This window comes from Spirosoma endophyticum (genome assembly GCF_900112365.1).
Lineage (GTDB): Bacteria > Bacteroidota > Bacteroidia > Cytophagales > Spirosomataceae > Spirosoma > Spirosoma endophyticum.
Genome location: NZ_FOLQ01000066.1, coordinates 1 through 3,869 on the forward strand (window position 1 = coordinate 1; position 3,869 = coordinate 3,869).

The window sequence follows — 3,869 nt, forward strand, 5'->3', positions numbered from 1 at the left end:
TTTTTGAACCCTAAGGCCGTCTCGTCTTATTTGAGCAGTTTATTCGATTAGATAAGCCAAGTGACGAATTATGTACTTTTCTGCAGAACTACCCAACGGTAGGTGCAATACCAGTAGTAATATTTGTGGTGGTAATTGGAACAACAAGCCTGGTAGGCATGGGCCTCTTCTCTCACCCTACGCAGGAGTTCGTCCGTCTGCTTAAGTTCTTTGAGCTGGCCCACGCTAAGCTGTTCCATCAAGGACCGGTTCAATAGTTCGTCCCGGTAACTCTTGATATGCTGGACCACATCGGCGTGGATAACCTGTCGTTCAATGGAGTATTTGTGCTTGAAAAAGAAGGAGAGTAAGATAGCGGGCTTGTCGTAATTGACTAATTTGAGATTTTTCAGGGGTTTACCGGGCCGGTGATATGCCTGGTATTGCTTCAGGTGGCGGATATACCCCAACTGTGTTAGGTACCTCTTATAAGGATTTAAACGAGTTTTGGACAAAGGCACCGGCACCAGATCGGGCAACGTTGACGACGAAACTAGCTGGAGGAATCTGGCCATTGCAGAAAGCCTATGATACATCGGCTAGTGCAGAAATGCGCCGAACGAATGACGCCCGGCGTGATAATAATCAACTGAAAATGTTTTGATTAAAACATGATTTTTGAAAAACTATGGAAAACAATGAAAACCCAAAGTCCTTAAAAAAAATTGATTTGATTAATGAATATCCCCATCTGAAAGATTTTATACCATTACTGGATAAACTGAATGCTGAAAGTCCCAGAGGAGTTGCCTTACTTTCATGTAGTTATATTGATGAGCTGCTTAAAAACGCGATTTTAGCGTTTTTAATAGATTCAGAAGAGAGCAAAAAACTACTTGAAGGGTTTAATGCACCTCTTGGCACATTCTCTTCGAGAATAGCAATGGCTTATTCACTTGGATTGACAACAGAAAAAGAGCATAAAGAAATATTAAATTTAAAAAAGATTCGTAATGCTTGTGCCCACGATTTCAAACTATCTTTTGATGATCAAAAAATAAAAGACCTATGCAATAATCTAGAATATAGTATTAAATCTTCAGGCTTAGAAAATGTAATGACTAGTGCTAATCAACTTACAAGTTCCGCCGTTATGGTGATTCTGAATTTAGTTAACAGAGCACACTATGTTGGTAAAAAGAAACTCACACGGCAGGAATGGACTTACTAGCATAAGCTGTTTGTTTTCGTAAAAGCCATTGTCGGAACTGCTTATTTACGTTTATAATAATCTGATTATCAATAAAAATGTAACACTAGTAAAATATAAAAAAGTCGAAAAATTTTATTATAAATCGTCAATATTATGAGTATTAATCATATAATAGAGTATGAGTATGTAGATGTAAGTCAATCTTCTATAGTTTGTGACACCAATATATGGTATACAAAACTACCTGAAAAAATAAAAAATAAAGATAGTCTAATAACACCTTGGCCAGTAGTGTTTGAATTATTTAAGGCTTCTGAAAGAAGCCCTAAAAAAATTATAAGTAATTGGGAAAGACTTCGAGATAATTCCGTTATTATACCTTGCTTTCCAGAAGATTACTTTCGGTTTTATATAGATAATACTTTAAATGAAACACTTGTTAGATTTGTAGAAAATCAAAAAATAAGTTTAGATGGATACAATTCTTTAATGATGCGTAAAAAATCAGAAGAGTTAGAAGATGAGCATTGGAGTAGGGTATTAAGCCAAATGGATTTAATTAGTAGTAATTATGATAAGCGTTGTAATACATGGCTGAACAATTTACATTCCTATAAAAAGAAGTTAGGCAGTGAAGCAAAAGAAAACGCTCATCTTTTGGAACAACCTTCTGGCTTTCACGATTTTTTTCCAGCCACAAAGTATTTTATACTACGCGATTTAGCAGCTGACCAACTAGAAAGAGTTAGAGATTTATCGAAAATTGAACTACTTCTTTACGTTTTTAATCAGTATTTGATTGATTTCTTACTGGGGAAAATAACGCCTGTAAAAGCTGATATAATAGATATATATAATATGATCTATGTCAGACCTATAGACAGATATTGGACGCTAGAAACTAAGTGGATAAAACTTATAAAAAGGGTAGGTATGGAAAAATATCTCTTCAATGCAAGTGAAGAAAATATAGATTGACTAGTTAATTACGGCTTATAAGAACTAGATCATTCACATCAAGTTCTTTTTCCGGTTCATCCTTACCCCGCGGCACACACATAACTGTTGTTATAGGTTTGCCAATTGTTGTAAGTGAGCCATTTATAAAACGCGCTTCTCCTGGAGTTGTCACAGGATGATAAAGAACCTTCCAAAGCGAATTGTCAGATTTTAATTTTACTACATCACCAATTTGAAATTCCATTTTAGGATTTTTTAGAAAGTGTATTATTTAGTTCCGCAAGTTTCTTTTTAGCTTCTTCTATTTTTGCTTCCTTTTGCTGTTTCTCAACCTTTTCATCTAATATAAGTTCTATTCCTACTTTAACAATTTCAAAATGCTGTAAACAATCGTCTTCAGTAAGACTGTGCAGTCCTATACTTAATATGCTGTATAGGCTTTTATTTTCTGACAGAAAAACGGGTAGATAACTTTTTAAGAAATCAATTTTTTCTGCCATTCTCAATTTGTGATAATCTTCTTCAGTTAGGCTAGGGTGATCACTTTTAGCTTTTTGATAAGCTTCCTCAATTAAGTTTTCAAATATCCTACGCAAATAAACAAATGAACCTATACCAACTCCGTTGGCAGCTAGCCCAATAGCGCGTGTGAATTCTTTAAGTTGCTCTTTATTTAGAACTTTGTTGTATGTTTTGATTTTACTAATGTGTAGATCTGCTATTGAAGGATATTGACCTATCTTTTGAAATGTTGATTCCTCAAAATTCCAGAAAACATAGATCATAATTCTTTCGGAAGTCCTTTTGCATTCCAAAACATATCCTCCATGCCTTGACCATGAATGAAATTCGAACGACCCGAAATGTCCTGAGGCAGGATATTGCACAACTTTATAAGTTGTCTTTTCTTTTAAAGTCGGGTTATACGCGTCAAGGTCTCCTTTAAAATTTGTTAGATCAACAAACGCGTCTTTGTTGTCAGAAGTAATTTTTATTTTTGAATAAAGAGGTAATTGAAAAAGGAAATTGTACGGGTCAAGGTTATCCATAAATTACATTGTGATTAGGCTTCATAATTCGAGACTGGTTTACTTTATTAAGCCTCTTTAAACTCACTCGCTGACATTGATCTAAAATCATTGTCACTTAGCCTGTTTTCTCTTTGTGCACGTGGTTTGACAAATACCACAGTTCTATCGATTCCAGAGCCTCCTTTATTTGATGGATCATCGGCAAGAGTTGTAATCATGCCCTTAGCATAGTCCTTAAATTCCCACTCTGACTCGTCACTAATACGAATTAAAATGTCTCCTGCTTTAAGATTATTCATTATTTAAGTGTTTTAAAATTTAATTTATATAAAAATAATAAAGCAAATGACCGAAAATCCTACTATAAGGCAGAATTGTTTTCCTGATTTCGGGCGTAGTTGCAAAAAACGCATAAATCAACGGGCCAACGAAAACAGTACGAATACCTCAGAAAATATAGTTTAAGCGGAGATTTGCCGCTCGTTTCGTGATCAGATATATAACCATTACACTAGCAACAGCCGCTAACATCCATCTGAGGGTGTAGAATGTTAGATTATGATAGGTACCTAACACAGTTGGGGTATATCCGCCAGATTACTGGACATACATCCATTGGGGCGTCAAAAGTGATTGAGCAATGGATTCCAAGTAGCGGATAAATTGAGCTAATGATTGTACATGAC

General features: G+C 35.2%; 6 protein-coding genes. 2 read left to right on the forward strand and 4 right to left on the reverse strand.

Annotated elements, in window-relative coordinates:
- Positions 1 to 68: 68 nt before the first annotated feature.
- The gene (locus BM202_RS36345) at positions 69 to 554 is read right to left on the reverse strand and encodes a hypothetical protein (protein ID WP_245776945.1); all 486 of its coding nucleotides are present in this window, start codon (positions 552 to 554) and stop codon (positions 69 to 71) included.
- A gap of 113 nt (positions 555 to 667) precedes the next feature.
- On the opposite strand from BM202_RS36345, the gene BM202_RS36355 reads away from it, so the two are divergent.
- Positions 668 to 1,210, forward strand: coding sequence for a hypothetical protein (locus tag BM202_RS36355; RefSeq protein WP_093835489.1), 543 nt, complete (start codon positions 668 to 670; stop codon positions 1,208 to 1,210).
- A 135-nt stretch (positions 1,211 to 1,345) separates the two neighbouring features.
- Positions 1,346 to 2,170 (forward strand): hypothetical protein, encoded by an 825-nt coding sequence (locus BM202_RS36360; protein ID WP_093835491.1) that lies wholly within the window; start codon positions 1,346 to 1,348, stop codon positions 2,168 to 2,170.
- Between the two features lie 4 nt (positions 2,171 to 2,174).
- Here the strand turns inward: BM202_RS36360 and BM202_RS36365 are convergent, their stop codons facing one another.
- The 3 genes from BM202_RS36365 to BM202_RS36375 are packed head-to-tail and all read right to left on the reverse strand — an operon-like array spanning position 2,175 to position 3,482.
- Entirely contained in the window at positions 2,175 to 2,396 is a 222-nt protein-coding gene (locus BM202_RS36365) for a YodC family protein (protein WP_093835493.1), read from the reverse strand.
- Between the two features lies 1 nt (position 2,397).
- A complete protein-coding gene (locus BM202_RS36370; RefSeq protein WP_093835495.1) occupies positions 2,398 to 3,201 on the reverse strand; it encodes a hypothetical protein in 804 nt (267 codons plus the stop codon).
- Between the two features lie 47 nt (positions 3,202 to 3,248).
- Positions 3,249 to 3,482, reverse strand: coding sequence for a hypothetical protein (locus tag BM202_RS36375; RefSeq protein WP_093835497.1), 234 nt, complete (start codon positions 3,480 to 3,482; stop codon positions 3,249 to 3,251).
- Between the last annotated feature and the right edge of the window lie 387 nt (positions 3,483 to 3,869).